We start from the raw sequence: 16,881 nt of genomic DNA, 5'->3' as shown, positions 1-16,881 counted from the left end.
GGATCGTATGTGCCCTGTATTCATAGAGCTTTTTGAAGATGTAGTGATACTCAGAGCCGTAATTTTTCAGAGAATCATCGGCGTCAACAAGCAGCGAATGGCGGGGTGAACCAGGAGGCGCATCCAGTCGATAGAAGAAGCAATTCTCAGCTTTTCCTTTGGCAATCCTGTTCCTGTTCGTTCCAGTGAACCAGTCTCTCACTAGCTTGAAGTAGGTGAAGTTATGAGTCAGCACAAAAAGTTGCTTGGCTTCAGTGCATTGAGTTCTCAGGAACGAATAGGCATGAAACAAGTGATTTGAGTCAAAGCTTGAGACGGGATCATCAACAACTACAATCGTGTCCTTGATGTTGTTTCCGTTTTCTTTGAGCTTCGTGATGAAGTAGACAAATGCAATCGCAGTCTTCTCACCTTCGCTCAAATTCCCATCATGCTCACCCACTCCGTTTCTGATGATCTCATAGCCTTTTTTCTTTTGATTAAATCTCAGGCAAAGCTCAGAGCGACCGATGAAACGATGCAAGATGTCATTGAACTCCTTCGCCCCAACCGTCTCATTTGAGAGCAGTGCCTCTATTGCTCCGACCTCTTGACCAAGTTTTTCAATTTCCTTGTAGTCATTCTTTGCTTCCGCCTCAAGGTCATTACATTTCTTCTCACTTCCAGCATAGTCAAACTCTTGCACCTCAGCCGCAGCAAAGTGAAGTTCCAGTGCTACCTTGCTTTTGGATGTCTCAGATTTGAAGTTTGAAGTCTTATTGTTGTGCTTTCCGACGAGCGCAACGATTGACTTTAGGATCTCATTGAAATTCGTGACATCCTCTTCAACCACATCAGAAATCTGAATGTCTGTCTTTGCGGGGTCTGTGATTTTGTCTTTCAGAGCTTGCCGCCATCCGTTTATTTGCTGGTTGATCTTCTCAGCAGCAGATGTGTATTCCTTCTGGAGCTTATCTGCGTCAGCCGATAGCTCTTTATAAAACTCTGTCGCTGCGGGCAACTGATTGGCTGGAGCACCTTGAGATTCAATCCAAGTCGCGGCGCTCTGAAGCCGATTTTGAAAATCCGTGAACTCTTTGCTGAAGTGAGCGGCAAGTGCCTCGGCACGAAGCTGGGTGAATGGGGAACCGCAGAACTCGCAGGATTGCGAATCATGGTTTTTATGAATTTCCAAGCCTGTTTGAACCCAGTCACGAATGTCCGGGTTATCAGTCAGCCGCTGGATAGCTTGATTGACTGCTGTAGTTCCAATCAAATCTCTGATGCGACCTGCCGCCTTCTTAAAGTAGTCCGGCTCAATGGCCGTTGAGGCGAAAGTAATGCTTGGAAGCTGATCTGGCTTGGCGGCATTCGTAAGGTCGATGACCTTTTCATCTGGAAGAACCGAGTCAGGCTTAATAATGGCATCGCCATTACTCTGAATGAAATTAGAGAGCTTTCGGCGATCGTAATTCAAGTAGTAGCTATCGCTCGTATCAATCGCCTGAAGTCCTAGCTTCATTTTCTTGGCAGCATTGGTCAGGAATTTATCCAATGCTTCACGCTGCTTCTTGATGTCGCTTTGCTTTTCGTCGTGAGCTTTCTTTTTCGATTGAAGCTCGCCTTTTAGCTTCTCCAGTTTCTGCAAGTCATCAATCTTCTCTTTCGCAATGAGAAGGATGCTTTTTACGGATTTGTCCCAATCAATGTTCTCATGCACAAAGCGTTGATTGAAGACATGGATATTTAATTGGGATGAAGGGAGTGTGGTTTCCGTGATCGTTGAGCCGTCCTCCAAAACGACTGAAAACTGGCCCGCACTGAAGCGAGGAACCATCGAGCGAAGCTCAAAGCAAGAGAATAGATTCGATAGGGTTGATTTGCCTGTTCCGTTCCAGCCATAGACAAGGTTGTACCGGCCGAACTTCTGGATCTTCGTTCCATTGAAGTCGCTGAAGATACCGAACTGCTTGAGACGGTTAATGCAGACGATCATTTTTAGGCCCCTCATGTTCTTGCTTTGGCAACATTTGCTTGCAAAACAAATAATAAACGAAGAGTCCTTTTGCGTCTCCGCTTCGCGGATCGCGCTGCTCCAGGTTCGCTAGTCGCTCATCCTTAGCGGGACTGGCTTTGCCAGCCTTTCGCATCGCTGGCGCCTCCGGCCCGGCTTCCAGCTTCGGGCCTGCGCGCTTCGCTTGCCGTGCGGTCGGCGTGTGGGGAGGGCCGTTGCCATGTCCAGCCGTCTTCCCTGACTCCATCACCTTGTCCGCGACTGTAGCCCGCGCCCGTGTGCCGTCAAGGCGCGCAGGGCCGTGTCCTCGGCTGCGCCTGCGGGCCGCACCAACCCTGCGCTTGTCTCCTTGACGGCACCCGTTCGCGCGCTCCTGACCGTCGCGGGCGATGAACTCAGGAAAGACGGTGGCAACAGGGCCAACCGGGTTCCTCGTGCCGACCGCACCGAACAGCCGAAAGGCTGGGCTCCGAATCTTGGAATCCGGTGTGCGGTGTGAACAGCAAACCTCTTTTTGTCAGGAGAAAGACCATGCAACTCGCATCCCGCTTCGCTTCCCGTTCCCCTTCGCTGCGCAGCGACTACCCGCTGACCGATGACCAGATTCACCGCGTGGCCCCGTCCATCTTTGCGGACGCCCCGCATGAGAGCCGTTCGCAGCGGTACGCCTACATTCCCACCGCCGCCGTGCTGACCGAGCTTCGCAAGGAAGGGTTTCAACCCTTCATGGTGACGCAGACCCGCGTGCGCGATGAAGGCAAGCGCGAGCACACCAAGCACATGATTCGCCTGCGCCACGCCAGCCAAATCAACGGCACGGAGGCCAACGAAATCGTGCTACTGAACTCGCATGACGGCACGAGCAGCTATCAGATGCTGGCCGGAATGTTCCGCTTCGTTTGCAGCAATGGCCTTGTCTGCGGCGACACCGTGGCCGATGTGCGCGTGCCGCACAAAGGCGACGTGGCCGGTTCCGTCATCGAAGGCGCTTTCGAGGTGTTGAGCGGCTTCGAGCGGGTGAAGGAATCCCGCGACCTGATGCGCGGCATCACGCTGGACGAGGGCGAGGCCGAAGTGTTCGCCCGCGCCGCGCTGGCCCTCAAGTACGACGACCCGGACAAGCCCGCGCCCATCACCGAATCGCAAATCCTGATGCCGCGCCGCTTCGACGACCGCCGCCCGGACTTGTGGAGCGTGTTCAACCGCACGCAGGAAAACCTGACCAAAGGCGGATTGCATGGCCGCAGCGCCAACGGACGCCGCCAGCAGACCCGCCCGGTGCAGGGCATTGATTCCGATGTGCGCCTCAATCGCGCCCTCTGGATGCTGGCCGATGGCCTGCGCCAGCTCAAAGCCTGACCGTTCCCCCGCCGGAGGGGCGGTTCCCCTCCATTCCCTTGTTTCACTCGATTGGAGATTCACCATGAACGCCGTTACCCAAGCCGAAGCCCGCGCCATCCACGTCCCTGTGCTGGAAGCCGCCGACCCGAGCAAGAACCTGATTCTGGTTCCGCTGTCGCGGCTGGTGCTGCGCCCCACGGGCCGCAACGTGCGCAAGATCCCGCGCATGTCCATCCCTGAACTGGCCGCGAGCATCCAGCGCGTGGGCCTGTTGCAAAACCTGATCGTCATTGCATCCGCCGATGGCGAGCATTACGAGGTGGTTGCCGGTGGTCGTCGCCTTGCGGCCCTCAAGCTGCTGGCGAAGAAGCACCGCATCAGCAAGGACTGGGAGGTGCCCTGCCTGCTGGTGGCCGATGGCACTGCCCGCACGGCCAGCCTCACCGAGAACGTGCAGCGCGAGGCCATGCACCCGGCAGACCAGTTTGAAGCTTTCGCCGCGCTGGTGGCCGAAGGCCGTCCCATCGAGGACATTGCGGCGGATTTCAGCGTCACGCCGCTGGTGGTGCAGCGCCGCTTGAAGCTGGCGAACGTGTCGCCCCGGCTGGTGGCGGACTATCGGGCCGACGCCGTGAGCCTTGACCAGTTGATGGCCCTTGCCATCACCGACGACCACGCCGCGCAAGAAGCCGCGTTCTACGATGCGCCACAGTGGCAGCGCCATCCCTCCCACTTGCGCGAACGCCTCACCGAGCGCGAAATCGACGCCTACCGGCATCCGCTGGTGCGCTTTGTGGGGCTGGATGCCTACGAGCAGGCGGGCGGCGGGGTTCGCCGTGACCTGTTCGCGGAGGATGATGCGGGCGTATACCTGACCGATGCCGCGCTGCTGGAACGGCTGGCGCAAGACAAGCTGGCAGGCATCGCCGCCACGGTTTGCGCCGAGGATTGGGCATGGGTGGATGCCACGCCGGGCGTGACCCATGCCGACCTGCACGCTTTCCAGCGTGCGCCGAGGGAACGGCGCGAGCCGAACAAGCGCGAGGCGCTACGCATCGAGAAGCTGCAAACCAAGATGCACGAACTGGCCGAAGCCGTGGATGCCGCGCTGGACGCCGACGACCAGGAAAAGGCCGACGCGCTGCAAGAAGAAGGCGACCGGCTGGGCGAGCAGTTGCAAGCGCTGGAAGATGGCTTGCAGGACTACGGCGCGAACGTGAAGGCCGCAGCCGGTGCCATCGTCACCATCGCACGCTAAGGCGCAGCCGTGATTCATCGCGGCTTGATGCGCGAGGCCGAGGCCAAGGCGCTGCGCACGCTGGAACGGCTGCGCCAAGGGTTCAATGGCGCGGATGCCGCGAACGATGAGGAAGGCGAGGACGACGAAGCGCCCAAGGCCGCCGCCATGTCTGACCGGCTGGCGCAGCGGTTGAGCGGCCATCGCACGGCGGCGCTGCAAATCGAAGTCGCCCGGCATCCGCACGTCGCGCTGGCCGCGCTGGTGCATGGGATGGTGCAGGCCGTCTTGCAGGAAAGCCGCTACGGCCTCAACCGTGATTCTCTGCCGCTGGGCGTGGGCCTGAAAGTGCAAGACCGGCTGGAAGGCATGGCCCCGGACTGGCCGGAATCGCCTGCCGCCGTGGCGCTGCGCGAACTGCAACAGGTGGCGGGCGAAGCCTTGCCGGAGGACAGCGCCGAACTGTTCGCCGCGCTGCTGGCGAAGTCGCAAGACGAACTGGTGCGACTGCTCGCCGTGTGTGTGGCTTCCACGGTGGACGTGGTGACGTCTCGCGCCACGCCGCACCAGCCCGGCGCAGAACTGGCGCAGGCCGTGGGCCTCGACATGACCGCATGGTGGCAGCCGACCGCCGAGGGCTATTTCAAGCACGTTCCAAAGGCCGTGGTTCTGGATGCCGTGGGCGCGTTTGCACGGGTATCCGACACCCGGCTGGCGAAGCTCAAGAAGGCCGACATTGCCAGCGAAGCCGAGCGGCTGGCCGATGGTACGGGCTGGATGCCCGCCATCTTCAAGGCCGCAGGCCCGCAGGAGGCAGTGCAGGAGGCAGTGCAGGAGGCAGGCCCGGAGCAGGACGCCCCGGAGGACGATGCTGAGGCAATGGCGGATGAACCCGCCGAGGCGCTGGCCGCTTGACCCACACCGAAGGCATGCGCCCCGGCCTCGACCGGGGCTCTTCGCTGGAAGGAGAAGCCCCCATGAACCGCATCACCTCCGGCCGCCCGCGCATGACGGCGATCTACGCACCCGGCACGGTACGCGCCCGCCGCTGGAGCGGCGATGGCGACGTGCGCGGCTACCGCCCGCCCTCGGGCTGGACGGCCCGCGCCGACCTCACCGACATTCATCCCATCACGGGCCGTGCCTTGGCGCATATCGTGTGGTGGATCATCGAGACGAAGGAATAACCGTCGCCAGCACCGCGCCCAGGCCGTTCCGCCCTGGGCGCGGTGAACTTCAAAAATCCGGGCGCGGCGGTGGCCGCGCCCGGTGTTGAAGGCCCGACAGCCCAATCAGAACGCCACCGCCTTCACTTGCACTCAGGCGGCGGCGTTGAAGGCATCGCTGTACCGCGCGATGCCTTCTTCCATTGCCCCCATAAACGACGAGTGCCATTAAAGTGAAGCGATATGGGGGGCAATATCTGATGAGCAAAGAACATCGTCCACATGGCAAGGCTCCTACCGCATGGGAAGCCGACATTCTCAAAATCCGAGCCTTTGAGATGGTGCTGATCCTTTTCTACATGGAGGATATGCGGCGCTTCATCATGGGCTCCATCGAGGCGACCGACAAACTGCATGGGCTTGATCGGCTGAGTAATGGCAAACCCAAGACCAAGGAAGGCAAGAAGCTGGAGCTGGCCCGCGCCGTGCTGGTTTCCGAAGGGGTCATTGACCAGGCCGAGAGCGATGAACTCAAGGAATTGGTGGACTACCGCAACATCATTGGGCATACGATCCATGAGCTGACCGTGGATGTCGGAGCCTATTCTGATTTGATCAGGCAGCGAGACCCCAAGACCTTCACGCCGATGCCTTTGTATGACTACACGGCCGCCAAGCGGGCCAAGGCGCTGCGGCAGAAGGTGAGCAAAGGCATGATGAAGAAGTTCATGATGATGGCGTCGCTCGACTTCCTGGCCTTTGAAGCGGCGGAGAAGACCTACGTTACGGAGATCGAGCGGCTGAAGAAGCGGGTCAACCAAGGCATCGTGAAGGCCAACAAGGTGATTGCGGAAACGAACCACATTATCCAGGCGATCCCGAAATCAGTTGTGGAATCGGCCCATCCCGGCCACCCGAGGAACATCAAGGAAAACGGAACCTTGAGTAAGCGCGGCGTGGAGTGCGTTTTCCAGCTTTTTGAAGCCCAAGCAACCCCGTTGGCGGTGGCTTACCTGATGAGGATTTCGCATCGCTCGGCCACGCATTGGTTTGCCAAGTGGAAGGCCAGCAAGGCATAGCGCTTTCCGTCTGCACTGTTCGGTCGGATACCTTGGGCGTGTCGGCGCAATGCGCCGCCGGGCTTCCGGGCTGCGCCCCATGCTTCGTGCCGAATCACCATTCGGCTTCAATCCCTCAAGCCTTCGCGCCTGCGGCGCTGCGCGCTTCGCTTGCCTCCAGGGGACGGGCGCAAGGCCCATCCCCGCCGCGCGAGCTTGGCGCCCCTTGATACCGCCGAACCGGCTGCGCCGGATCGGCCCGGCCAGCGCCCCGCTGCAATGGCTGGGAGCTGGCGAACACGCTGGTGCTTGCTACGGCAGGTTGTGCGAATGCGTGCCATCCTCAACGCTGGCGGTTCTCGCCCATCACGCCACGAAGGACGATTCACGGACATCCCGCCCGGCATCGCTATGGAGCTTCCACGCCACGCCTCAAGACTGGCACCGCAAGGTGCGGCAGGGGCGTTCTCGCCTGTCGTTGGGTGGTTGACCTGGCCCGCGTTAGTGGGCGAGCCGGTGCAGCCTTCATGCGGGGATGCCGAGCCGGCCCTGTCTCCTTTCGATGCGGTTCGGCCCAAGGCGTCCTTGTGTTGTTGTGAATCCTGGCGGTGGCACGGCTGCGCCTCGGGCTTCATGGCTGCAACCGTCCAGCGAAAACAATTTCCCCTCTGCTGCGCAGATTCCTCACGGATCAAATTCTTTTCGCCTACCGGCTCTCCACTGCGTTGCGACCGCAAGCGGTGCAGCCCGCCCGTCCCCCGCCGGCCGGATCACAACAAGGACGCGATGGGCGCGAACCTTGTTCCACCAAAAGGAGATCCATCATGGCCAACATCGGCACCTTCACCTCAGACAAAGACGGCTTCACAGGCACGCTTCGCACCCTGACGCTCAACGTCAAGGTCAAGCTGGTTCCCAACGACAAGGGGGACAACGAGAAGGCCCCTGACTTCCGTCTGCAGGCCGCCAGCCACGACATCGGAGCGGCGTGGAAGAAGACCAGTGAGGCCGGGCGGGAGTACATCTCCGTGACCCTCGACGATCCTTCGTTCCCGGCCACGGTCTACGCCCGCCTGATCGAAGGCGAGGACGGCACGCACGACCTGATCTGGTCGCGCAGCAAGCCCCAGGCGGCGTGACCGCCGCAGCGCTCCGCCATAGCGGCGGGGCGCTGTTTGAAATCGCGGTTACCAGGACATCTTGCTGGCGTAGCGCTTAAGACTCTCGACAAATAGTTCCAGGAAGCGGCGGCTCTTATATGCAAATCCCGCGTTCAGCAGAGCAGTGATCATCGTCTCTGACTGAAGCTCCTGCAGCAGCGTCGCTGCCGATGCTTCATGCCAGCCGACACGTCCAACGGGCATTCGGGCAAACAGCCCATGAGGGGTATTGGCAAGCGCCTGTTCTAAAGTGGCCTCGCTATCTTCTTCCAAGTACGCCAAAGCGGCCAGGGTCTCAAATCTTTCATACACCAACTCGAACTCCGCCGATACGCCAGCGAAACTGGAACGCCATTCGCTCATCACTTCAAACAAGTGATCGCTTAAGGCCGTCTTGTGATTGTTCAAGCCCTCCAACTGACTCCATAGATCGTTTCGTTCCCCCTTCCATGCCCCGAGCAACAGCATGGACACTGTTCTCTTGGCATCTCGGTACTCTCGTGGCCAAGGGGCAACAAGGAACTCGTGCAGCGTGCGCCAGCGGTGCGAACGTGTCAGTCCAACCCCGTAGGCCGTGAACACCAAAACTGCGGGATAGGAGCGCAAGCTAAGCCACACAGTCAAACCATTGCCAACCTTCTCGGCATGGACATACAAACCTCTGACGATGTCCAGCACTGTGTTCAGTTCATTGCCATCACCCCACCGGCCCAACACGCCAGCCATGCGTGTCAAAGGCTCGGCCACCGCTTTGTATCGCTGGACGCGAGATTGAAACTCCTCCTGGCTCCACTGCCCGTGGGGTGAAAACTGCGGACCATCAAGCTGCCCCATCAGCCGTTCAGTTTCTTGCGAAAGCAGTTCGTCCAATTGAATGCGATGCTCTGGTTTTGAAAGGTATCGCTTTGCACTATTGACGAGTAGATCGACACTCGCCGGGTTTTGACGCTGGCTTTGCTCAAGGGTTTCGACCCGCTGCTGAAGGGTTTGAAAGAACTCATCGGCACCAGTGATCGGAATGGCCCTTGCGGCCCTGTGTGCCGCCAATTCTTGCGCGCCCGATCCCAGTGCTCCGCGCGCGGTCCAATAGACCGGATAACGCCTGTTGGGTGCGCGAAGGAAGGCTGCACGCAATGCGTGATCCCACTCACCCGACCAGCCGCAGAGGATCAGGCCATGCTCGTCAAAGATGCGATCCAGCAGCCGGTTGTAGGCGTCAGGATAGGCGCTCAGTTCCTGATCTGTGTTCAGGATTCGGGCGTCCTTGTAGTCGCCGTGCAGTTTAAGTACATAGCAGCGGCTGTGGGTCAAAGGTTCGGCGCCCGCGAGAGCATCCGCAGAGGCAACGACCGTTGGCTCAATCCCCTGTTCCCGCAGGGCGTTCTCCATGAGTCGGTCGAAATTGGTGGTGACGATGACTCGCACATAACCGGCTCGAACCAACTGTGCAATGGCGTGGTGTGCTTTGGTTGGCGTCTTTCGACCTTCCTCGCGATCCTGCTGATCCGGCTCGATGTAGCGATGCAGGATCGCTCTGCGTTCGTCCGGCGAACTGGCGATCTCTTCCAACAGTACGGAATAGTTCGGCTCCTGGCCTGTCTTTTCCCGATACCACTTCGCCCAATCAGATTGCGCTGGGACACCTTGGGCCTCAGCTACACGGCGCACGAGGTCCAGAGTGATTTCCCAGCCGGTAGGAATTTCGGCAGAGCGAGACAGGCCCGACCCAAGTAGAACAGCGAAGACGCCTTTGTTCTCGTATACGGAAAATGCAAGTTGGGTGATGGGATCGTTCTGGAGCAATGTCATTGGTCTTCAGTCTTCGTCAAGATGTCGCCGGATCGGCCGGGCCGTCGCCTACGGCTGGGCCGCTGCTGCGAGCTGGCTTTCAGCCTCGCTCATCAGCACGGCCGTGCTGCATTCGAGCGCGCCGGCGATCTTGAAGATGATCGCCAACGTGGGCATGTGCTCGCCGCGCTCGATCTTGCCCATGTGGGAGCGCTCGATGCCGGCCTGGTGCGCCAGCGATTCCTGCGCGATGCCGCGCTCGATCCGCAGCGCACGCACCGCCGCGCCGAAGGCGTGAGCCAGCTCGGCGTCGTGGGTGGTGGAGCCGGCCGGTCGGCCGCGCTGGACGGTTCGCTTCTGCATAGACAGAAGCGTCAATTCGCAGCACAATTAAAACCACGTTATCTTTAACTCATTCATTTGATTCGATCCTTTTTTGTGGTTCTACGTTTTTACGGAAATCCGCCTCTGAGGCTTCCCGCAAAAGCGCAAAGCCTCATCCGTGCATTTCTTCAAATCCGCCGATACGGCTTTACGCTTTCACGTTTGGGTGGATTTGTTCCAAGAAGGGGCCACCCATGAACCGACTCATCACCGAGGACGAGCGCAGGCAATTGCTGGCCCACGGTCAGGCCCGCGTCGGTGGCGAGGCCATCGACCCGCTGCCCGTGGCGCGGCTGTTCACGCCGGACGCGCACCTCATCTGGCTGCTGGCCGCGCTCGATCCTGCCGATGGCGATACGGCCTGGGGACTGATCGACCTCGGGCTGGGGATGCCCGAGCTGGGCACCGTGAAGCTGTCCGATCTGGCCTCCATCGTTGGGCCGCGCAAGCAGCCCGTGATGCGGGATCGGTATTTCCAGGCAGCGCGCCCGCTGTCGGAATATCTGCGGCTGGCCCAGGAGAACGGTTCCATCCTCGATTGAACCGTTCGCGCTCCAGCCAGACCGGGCGCATTGAGACTATTTCAGTCTTATTCCTGACCTGTCCGGTCTGAATCCGCACTCTTGCATCAAACCATTGCTGGTGTGACTCAATCAGTCAGGCTCTTTTGTGCGGAGTCGGGCACGGTGTTATATGCCGCATGACGTTTTCAGGTCGAGCGGCCGTCGCATTCGGACGGGATTCGCAATACACCGGAGCCAATCTGGCTTGATACCGCATGTTACAGCTTGAATTGACACAGAGGACGGTTTTGACCTGGATGCGGTAGCTCCGTTTTGATCTGCCCGTGGCGGCGTTCCTGCGGTTCACAGGAGCTTTCGTCATGGTCAACCCTCATCACGTTGCCCACTGGTATCCCACCGCCGCCTATCTGTACATCCTGGGATTGGACATGCTGGCGCTGGCCTGGGAGTATCTGCGCAGGCATCCCGATTACCGGCTCGACTGGATGCGCCACCGTCGCCGGTCACAGGCCGCACAACATGCGGCGCTGCGCTGGGGCTTGCGCCTGCTGGAAGACCCTGCCCTGGATGCGCGCGACGCGCACCCGGCCTGGCTGCCCGGCAATGCCGCCGTGGTGCAGCTCCATCCCGATCCCGATCCGCCGCCGGATGCGGCCGTGTTCGCGTTCTGGCGCATCCCTGGCCACAAGCAACTGCTGCACGACGGCAAGGGACTGGCGCTGATCGTGCGCAGTCCCGGCCATTATTCGCGCTTCGCGCTCGCTCCCGGTCTGGAGGACGGCATGGCGGTCGTCCATGCTCATCGCGGAAGTGGTGACGGCGGCGCTGCCGCGCCTGCCCGCTGCCATGCGCTCGTGCCGGACGCCGCGCTGGCCCATGCCATGCCCAGGCCACCTCCTGCCGCACTGTTGGAGCTGCACACCTTGCAGGCGCTCGACGCGACCCTGGCGGGTGCGTCCTTGCGCGAAGTGGGCGAAGGGCTGTTCGGTGCCGACGCCGTGGCCGACTGGTACAGCGACGGCGGCCTGCGCTCCAAGGTACGCCGCCTTGTGCGGCGCGGCGATGCGCTAATGCGCGGCGGCTATCGCCGCCTAGCACAATTGCCGCCGCTTGAGAAGGGTCGTTTTGATAAGGACGCAAAACGACCCTGAGCAAGAGGGCTTCGTTTTCTGAGACTGCCTCCATCCGGTTGCGCTGTGTGGCCGGAGCTTTGAAAGCTATGGAGGTTCTCACCATGCGTCCCGCTCCCTTGCGGCCTGCCGCCGCTCCTGCCACTACCACTGCGCAACCGCAGCGTTACCTCACCAACGACGAAGCCGCTGACTATCTGCGCCTGTCGCCGCGCACGCTGGAAAAGCAGCGCGTGCTGGGTGGCGGCCCCAAGTTCCGCAAGTTCGGCCGGCGCGTCATGTACGCCGTGGCCGACCTCGATGCCTGGGCCGCCGAGCGCAGCTTCGAGAGCACATCCGATCCCGAATACGCCGAGCAGCATTCGGCGGACAGCCGTGCGCGCTGATCGCTTGCACGCGGATGGCCTTCGCCATGTCCAGCCCTGCGCTGCCATCCCGGCAGCGGCCGTTGCAGGAGCTCGAACAGCTCGACCTGTTCCGCGCCTTGCCGGGCGACATGGCGCCGCGCGACAACCAGGACTTGATGGCCTATCCGTTCTTCTCGCTCGGCAAGTCCAAGCGGGTCAAGCCCATCGACTTCCGAGCGGGCAACGTGACGATCCGCGTGGAAGGCACGCAGGAGCATGGCATCGCCACGATTTGGGATGCGGACGTGCTGATATGGGCGGCCTCGCAGATCGTGGAAGCGAAGGACGCGGGCCTGCGGCCGTCGCGGCTGATGCACGCCACGCCTTACGAGATCCTGCGCTTCATCGGGCGCGGCAAGTCGCTGCGCGACTACCAGCGCCTCAAGGCTGCGCTCGACCGGCTGCAATCGACCACGGTGGCCACGTCTATCCGCGAAACCACGGGAAGACGCTTGCACCGCTTTTCGTGGATCAACGAGTGGAAGGAACTGGCCGATGCCAAGGGCACGCCCTTAGGGCTGGAGCTGATCTTGCCGGACTGGTTCTATGCCGGAGTCATGGATGCCGCGCTGGTGCTGACCATCGACCCAGCGTATTTCCGGCTCACGGGCGGGATCGAGCGATGGCTGTACCGGCTGGTGCGCAAGCACGGCGGACGCCAGCCGGGTGGTTGGCAATTCGATTTCCGACACCTGTATCGAAAATCGGGCAGCGCCACGCGCTTCTCGGACTTCGCCTACGACCTGCGCGCGCTGGTCGCGCGGCAGTCGCTGCCGGGCTACGCCCTGGGCATCGAGCGGATGCCGGACAACGGCGCCGAGCTGCTGACCTTCCGGCCCGTGCCGCACACGGCACGGGGATAAACGGTGCGCAGCTTGTGGACGGGCTCGTGCTATCAGGAGTACGAGGTATCGTGCTATCGGGAGTACAGCTATCGTGCTATCAGGAGTACGAGTCGGGCGCAAAGCCAATAACGGCACGGGTTTGCGCCCCCTCTAACTTCCCTAACTTAAAACTTCTAACTGGTAGTAGAAGCGCCGCGCCACGGTGGACAACCACTACGCGGCACGAAAAGCAGCAGCAACAGCCGGGCATTCCCACAGGGGGAGCCAGGCCATGATCGTCGCGCTGCTCAACCAGAAAGGCGGTGTGGGCAAGACCACGCTCGCTACGCACATCGCCGGCGAGCTGGCGATGCGCGGCCAGCACGTCGTTCTGCTGGACGCCGACCCGCAGGGTTCGTCGCTGGACTGGACACCGCGCAGATGCCAGCTAGGCTGGCCACGGCTGTTCAGCGCCGTGGGCCTAGCACGCGAAACGCTGCACCAAGAGGCGCCAGAACTCGCCAGGCGGGCCGATCACGTCATCATCGACGGGCCACCTCGCATCGCGGCACTGGCGCGCTCCACGCTGCTGGCAGCTGAGCGCGTGCTGATCCCCGTGCAGCCCAGCCCCTACGACCTGTGGGCCAGCGCCGAGATGGTGGCGCTGATCCGCGAAGCACAGGTGTTTCGGCCTGCGCTGCGCGCGGCCTTCGTCATCAACCGGCGCGTCAGTACCACCGTAATCGGGCGCGAAGCGCGCCAGGCGCTCGCCGACCAGCCTCTTCCTGCGCTGCGCGCGGAAGTGCATCAGCGCATCGTGTTCGCCGACAGCGTGGCCGCTGGCCGGCTGGCACGCGAGACGGCGCCGGACAGCGCCGCCGCCCGCGAAATCACCGCGCTGGTGGACGAACTGCTGCGGTGGCCGACATGACAGCGAAGCCGCAACCTCGCGCAAAGCGCGTCGGCATCGGCGCGCGTCCACCGGCGAATCCGCACGCCGAAGCGTGGATTCGCGAGGGCGATGCCGATGCGCTGGGCAAGGGCGACCTCTACACGGCTCGCCTGACCCTCGACATCACGCCCACCATGCGGGCGCGCATCAAGGTGTCAGCCTTCACGCAGGGCGTGACCGTGGCCGACCTGCTGCGCAGCCTGCTGGAGCGGGAGTTTCCAGAACACCGCAGGGAGAACACACCATGACCGTATCCGCTTTGCCTGCCGCTGACGCCGCCACGGCTGCAACGTCGCCGTCACTCTCAGCACACGCGGCGCTGCCTCTCTCAACGCCGCTGACGCGCGTTTCGCTGGCCTTCCTGGAGCAGCGCTTCAAGCTCTATCTGCGCTTTGGCGAACCGGCGTGCACGCAGCGGCTCGACCGCTGGCGCAGTCTTGCCGTGTTCAGGCCCAATGCCGTGTTCTGCCGCATCCGCTGGCAGGCCAACGACTACGGCACCGTGAGTTGGCAGCTCATGGTGATGCAGGCTTGCACGCCGCTGGACGCGGCGCAGCGCATTCCCGGCGTGCAGCCAGGCGCGCGCTTGCTGTTGCACGCCGAAGGTGAGCAATCGGTGCACGCCGTGCTGGAACGCATCGACGCCATCGAGGCCCTGGGCATCGCGCCCGCTACCGCCTCGCCCGCGTACTGGCGCACGCTGGGCAACCGGCTCGCGGCGCGCTTGCCGCTGCCCGAATACAACGCCGAGCGGCACGCCGCCTGGCTGACCGGGAGGGCGCTGCCATGACGCTTCCATCCACTGTCATTGGCGCAACCTGCATCCCGCCGCGTTCTCGTTCGCGCTTGCGCGCTCGCCTCGTGCTGGCAGGCCTGTCCGCCTGCGGCCTCGCTGCGCTGGCCTGGGCGTCCTTCGTGCAGCCGCTGCCGCGCCTGGTCTACAACCCGTCCGACAGCGTGGCGGTCGGCTGGTATCGCGTGGAGCCGCTCCACCAGCACACCGACTCGCTACCCCGGCTTTTGTCCGGTGGCAGCATCGTCCTGACCACGTTGCCGCCAGATGCCGCCGCGCTGGCCGCGCAGCGCGGCTACCTGCCGGCGCGCGTGCCGCTGCTCAAGCGTGTGGGCGCCGTCTCGCCGCAAACGGTGTGCGTGTTCGATGCGCTGGTCTGGATCGACGGCGTGCCGGTGGCCGCCGTCCTGCCCGCCGACCGGCTGGGCCGTCCGCTGCCTTCCTGGCGGCAGTGCCGCCAGCTTCGGCCGGGCGAACTGTTCCTCTTGAGCGTGACCAACCCGGCGTCATTCGACAGCCGGTATTTCGGGCCGGTCAGCACGTCCGCCGTGATCGGCGTCGCGCATCCGGTCTGGCTGGAATCCCGCCCATGATGGCCGCCGATTCGCTGCACGTCGCCGTGCATCTCTTCGTGCCATCGGGTGTGTCGTTCTGCTGTTCGTCCCCGTGTCGTCGCGCGTGCAGTGCGGGTGCCAATCCTGCGCATTGGGCTCCGCACTTCGCGCTGCCTTCGGCGCAGCTGTCCAACGTGCAGGCGTCTTGCCTCGAACGCGCCCGGCCTGCGGCCGTGTCCGCGTTCGCCGGCGCGCTGGCTGCTCGCGCAGCAGCGCCGCCGGGCCGCCGCTGCCCGGAGCGTCAGCGAGGGGCAAAGGCGGAAGGCAAGACAAAAGGATGCGGCACCGGGCCGCATCGAAAGCCTGTCTGCACATGGGGGTGGCGCGGCACGCAGCGGCTTCGCCGCCGTGCTGCGTGGGGTGCGAGGCCCACGCCAATACAGGCATGTCCGCGTGCTTCGCACGCCCGGACACGCCAGAGTTTGCAGGAAGCGCAGCCATGACCGACCGCCGCGACGACGATTTCCGTATGCGTCCCAGCGCCCCGAAGAACCGGGGCAAGGGCCAGGGCCAGAGCTTCGTTTCCAAGGTGCTCAAGCAGGCTGGCAAGGCCAGCGGCGGCAAGTCCTCGATGCGCCATTCCGCCGCGTCCGACGGCCAGGGCCAGCACGCAGGCCAGCGGCCCGGCTCGCGCCTGGGGCGCGGCCATACGGCGGCGCATTTCGCTGGGGCGAAGCTGACGCCCATGTCTCGGCGCGTGACGATCAAGACCCTGCTGGTCAATCAACGCAATGCCAGCCCGCAATCGCTCGCCAAGCATCTGCGCTACATCGAGCGCGACGGCGCCGGCCGCGATGGCGAACCGGGCCGGGCCTACGGGCCGCAGACCGACGAGGCCGACCTCGACGCCTTCAAGGAGCGGGCCGCCGACGATCGGCACCATTTCCGCTTCATCGTCTCCCCGGAGGACGGGGCCGAACTGGACGACTTGCGCACCTACACCCAGCATCTGGTGAACCGCATGGAAGCCGACCTGGGCACGCGGCTGGATTGGGTGGCGGTCGATCACTGGAACACCGATAACCCGCACACTCACCTGATCGTGCGCGGACGCGACGACACGGGCAAAGACCTCATCATCGCGGGCGACTACATCGCCCACGGCTTCCGCCATCGCGCCGCAGAGCTGGCGACGGAATGGCTCGGGCCGCGCACCGAACTGGAGATCCAGCAGACCTTGCAGCGCGAGGTGGAACAGGAGCGGTGGACGAGCCTCGACCGCACGTTGCAGCGCGAGGCTGGCGAGGATGGCCGGGTGCAGATCGAACGCTTCAACGAACCCCGGCTGCAACGCCAGCGCCTGCTGCTGATCGGCCGTCTGCAACGCTTGCAGCGCCTGGGCCTGGCTGAAGAAGCGCAGCCCGGCACCTGGGCTGTCCATGCGGACGCAGAGAAGACCTTGCGTGCCCTGGGCGAACTAGGAGACATCATCCGCACCATGCAGCGTGCAATGAGCTGACGACCGCGCGATCTGGAGGAGTTCGAGCCGGGCGAGGATGGCCGTACTGTC

General features: G+C 62.5%; 15 protein-coding genes and 2 pseudogenes. 14 read left to right on the top strand and 3 right to left on the bottom strand.

Annotated features, from left to right (window positions below):
- Positions 1-1,975 (bottom strand): ATP-binding protein (locus tag ACK59X_RS05480; protein WP_409955840.1); only part of this gene is annotated, 1,975 nt, incomplete at its 3' end.
- A gap of 549 nt (positions 1,976-2,524) precedes the next feature.
- Here ACK59X_RS05480 and ACK59X_RS05475 point away from each other — a divergent pair.
- The 5 genes and pseudogenes from ACK59X_RS05475 to ACK59X_RS05455 all read left to right on the top strand — a co-directional run bounded on the left by ACK59X_RS05475 (position 2,525) and on the right by ACK59X_RS05455 (position 7,934).
- Positions 2,525-3,352 carry a DUF932 domain-containing protein gene (locus ACK59X_RS05475; protein WP_251200228.1) on the top strand — a complete coding sequence of 276 codons (828 nt, stop codon included), beginning with the start codon at positions 2,525-2,527 and terminating at the stop codon, positions 3,350-3,352.
- Between the two features lie 64 nt (positions 3,353-3,416).
- Positions 3,417-5,486 (top strand): annotated as a pseudogene (locus tag ACK59X_RS05470) (ParB/RepB/Spo0J family partition protein).
- 62 nt (positions 5,487-5,548) lie between these two features.
- Positions 5,549-5,758, top strand: a complete 210-nt coding sequence (locus tag ACK59X_RS05465; RefSeq protein ID WP_251200230.1) for a hypothetical protein — start codon at positions 5,549-5,551, stop codon at positions 5,756-5,758.
- A gap of 239 nt (positions 5,759-5,997) precedes the next feature.
- Positions 5,998-6,816, top strand: a complete 819-nt coding sequence (locus ACK59X_RS05460; protein WP_409955839.1) for a hypothetical protein — start codon at positions 5,998-6,000, stop codon at positions 6,814-6,816.
- An 803-nt stretch (positions 6,817-7,619) separates the two neighbouring features.
- Positions 7,620-7,934 carry a DUF736 domain-containing protein gene (locus ACK59X_RS05455; RefSeq protein WP_251200232.1) on the top strand — a complete coding sequence of 105 codons (315 nt, stop codon included), beginning with the start codon at positions 7,620-7,622 and terminating at the stop codon, positions 7,932-7,934.
- 48 nt (positions 7,935-7,982) lie between these two features.
- Here ACK59X_RS05455 and ACK59X_RS05450 read toward each other — a convergent pair whose 3' ends face one another.
- Both ACK59X_RS05450 and ACK59X_RS05445 read right to left on the bottom strand, forming a co-directional pair.
- A complete protein-coding gene (locus ACK59X_RS05450; protein ID WP_251200233.1) occupies positions 7,983-9,764 on the bottom strand; it encodes an SIR2 family protein in 1,782 nt (593 codons plus the stop codon).
- A 48-nt stretch (positions 9,765-9,812) separates the two neighbouring features.
- The gene (locus tag ACK59X_RS05445; protein WP_251200234.1) at positions 9,813-10,106 is read right to left on the bottom strand and encodes a helix-turn-helix domain-containing protein; all 294 of its coding nucleotides are present in this window, start codon (positions 10,104-10,106) and stop codon (positions 9,813-9,815) included.
- 215 nt (positions 10,107-10,321) lie between these two features.
- On the opposite strand from ACK59X_RS05445, the gene ACK59X_RS05440 reads away from it, so the two are divergent.
- The 9 genes and pseudogenes from ACK59X_RS05440 to ACK59X_RS05400 all read left to right on the top strand — a co-directional run.
- A complete protein-coding gene (locus ACK59X_RS05440; protein ID WP_251200235.1) occupies positions 10,322-10,669 on the top strand; it encodes a DUF2958 domain-containing protein in 348 nt (115 codons plus the stop codon).
- 341 nt (positions 10,670-11,010) lie between these two features.
- Positions 11,011-11,802, top strand: coding sequence for a DUF2285 domain-containing protein (locus ACK59X_RS05435; protein WP_104535828.1), 792 nt, complete (start codon positions 11,011-11,013; stop codon positions 11,800-11,802).
- Positions 11,803-11,885: 83 nt separating this feature from the next.
- The gene (locus tag ACK59X_RS05430; RefSeq protein WP_047127741.1) at positions 11,886-12,167 is read left to right on the top strand and encodes a helix-turn-helix transcriptional regulator; all 282 of its coding nucleotides are present in this window, start codon (positions 11,886-11,888) and stop codon (positions 12,165-12,167) included.
- Positions 12,168-12,193: 26 nt separating this feature from the next.
- A complete protein-coding gene (locus ACK59X_RS05425; RefSeq protein WP_251200236.1) occupies positions 12,194-13,051 on the top strand; it encodes a replication initiator protein A in 858 nt (285 codons plus the stop codon).
- Between the two features lie 253 nt (positions 13,052-13,304).
- Positions 13,305-13,943 (top strand): ParA family partition ATPase, encoded by a 639-nt coding sequence (gene parA, locus ACK59X_RS05420; RefSeq protein WP_409955838.1) that lies wholly within the window; start codon positions 13,305-13,307, stop codon positions 13,941-13,943.
- Positions 13,940-14,212 carry a chromosome partitioning protein ParB gene (locus tag ACK59X_RS05415; RefSeq protein WP_251200238.1) on the top strand — a complete coding sequence of 91 codons (273 nt, stop codon included), beginning with the start codon at positions 13,940-13,942 and terminating at the stop codon, positions 14,210-14,212. Before parA ends, ACK59X_RS05415 begins: the two co-directional genes overlap by 4 nt.
- Positions 14,209-14,754 (top strand): DUF2840 domain-containing protein, encoded by a 546-nt coding sequence (locus ACK59X_RS05410; RefSeq protein WP_251200239.1) that lies wholly within the window; start codon positions 14,209-14,211, stop codon positions 14,752-14,754. The genes ACK59X_RS05415 and ACK59X_RS05410 overlap by 4 nt, the downstream gene beginning before the upstream one ends.
- Positions 14,751-15,350 (top strand): S26 family signal peptidase, encoded by a 600-nt coding sequence (locus ACK59X_RS05405; protein WP_409955836.1) that lies wholly within the window; start codon positions 14,751-14,753, stop codon positions 15,348-15,350. The genes ACK59X_RS05410 and ACK59X_RS05405 overlap by 4 nt, the downstream gene beginning before the upstream one ends.
- Before the next feature lie 460 nt (positions 15,351-15,810).
- Positions 15,811-16,827, top strand: a pseudogene (locus ACK59X_RS05400) (DUF3363 domain-containing protein); the annotation flags it as partial.
- Positions 16,828-16,881: the final 54 nt, after the last annotated feature.

The organism is Acidovorax sp., assembly GCF_046339755.1.
Lineage (GTDB): Bacteria > Pseudomonadota > Gammaproteobacteria > Burkholderiales > Burkholderiaceae_C > Acidovorax.
Note: the sequence above shows the minus strand (reverse complement) of the source record. Positions and strands in the feature narration are given on the sequence as shown.

What these genes read in the sequence shown, in the direction of transcription:
- ACK59X_RS05475 (WP_251200228.1), top strand. Translation starts at nt 2,525, where the DNA reads ATGCAACTCGCATCCCGCTTCGCTTCCCGTTCCCCTTCGCTGCGCAGC.
- ACK59X_RS05460 (WP_409955839.1), top strand. Translation starts at nt 5,998, where the DNA reads ATGAGCAAAGAACATCGTCCACATGGCAAGGCTCCTACCGCATGGGAA.
- ACK59X_RS05430 (WP_047127741.1), top strand. Translation starts at nt 11,886, where the DNA reads ATGCGTCCCGCTCCCTTGCGGCCTGCCGCCGCTCCTGCCACTACCACT.
- ACK59X_RS05450 (WP_251200233.1), bottom strand. Translation starts at nt 9,764, where the DNA reads ATGACATTGCTCCAGAACGATCCCATCACCCAACTTGCATTTTCCGTA.
- ACK59X_RS05440 (WP_251200235.1), top strand. Translation starts at nt 10,322, where the DNA reads ATGAACCGACTCATCACCGAGGACGAGCGCAGGCAATTGCTGGCCCAC.
- ACK59X_RS05445 (WP_251200234.1), bottom strand. Translation starts at nt 10,106, where the DNA reads ATGCAGAAGCGAACCGTCCAGCGCGGCCGACCGGCCGGCTCCACCACC.
- ACK59X_RS05455 (WP_251200232.1), top strand. Translation starts at nt 7,620, where the DNA reads ATGGCCAACATCGGCACCTTCACCTCAGACAAAGACGGCTTCACAGGC.
- ACK59X_RS05425 (WP_251200236.1), top strand. Translation starts at nt 12,194, where the DNA reads ATGTCCAGCCCTGCGCTGCCATCCCGGCAGCGGCCGTTGCAGGAGCTC.
- ACK59X_RS05405 (WP_409955836.1), top strand. Translation starts at nt 14,751, where the DNA reads ATGACGCTTCCATCCACTGTCATTGGCGCAACCTGCATCCCGCCGCGT.
- parA (WP_409955838.1), top strand. Translation starts at nt 13,305, where the DNA reads ATGATCGTCGCGCTGCTCAACCAGAAAGGCGGTGTGGGCAAGACCACG.
- ACK59X_RS05435 (WP_104535828.1), top strand. Translation starts at nt 11,011, where the DNA reads ATGGTCAACCCTCATCACGTTGCCCACTGGTATCCCACCGCCGCCTAT.
- ACK59X_RS05465 (WP_251200230.1), top strand. Translation starts at nt 5,549, where the DNA reads ATGAACCGCATCACCTCCGGCCGCCCGCGCATGACGGCGATCTACGCA.
- ACK59X_RS05415 (WP_251200238.1), top strand. Translation starts at nt 13,940, where the DNA reads ATGACAGCGAAGCCGCAACCTCGCGCAAAGCGCGTCGGCATCGGCGCG.
- ACK59X_RS05410 (WP_251200239.1), top strand. Translation starts at nt 14,209, where the DNA reads ATGACCGTATCCGCTTTGCCTGCCGCTGACGCCGCCACGGCTGCAACG.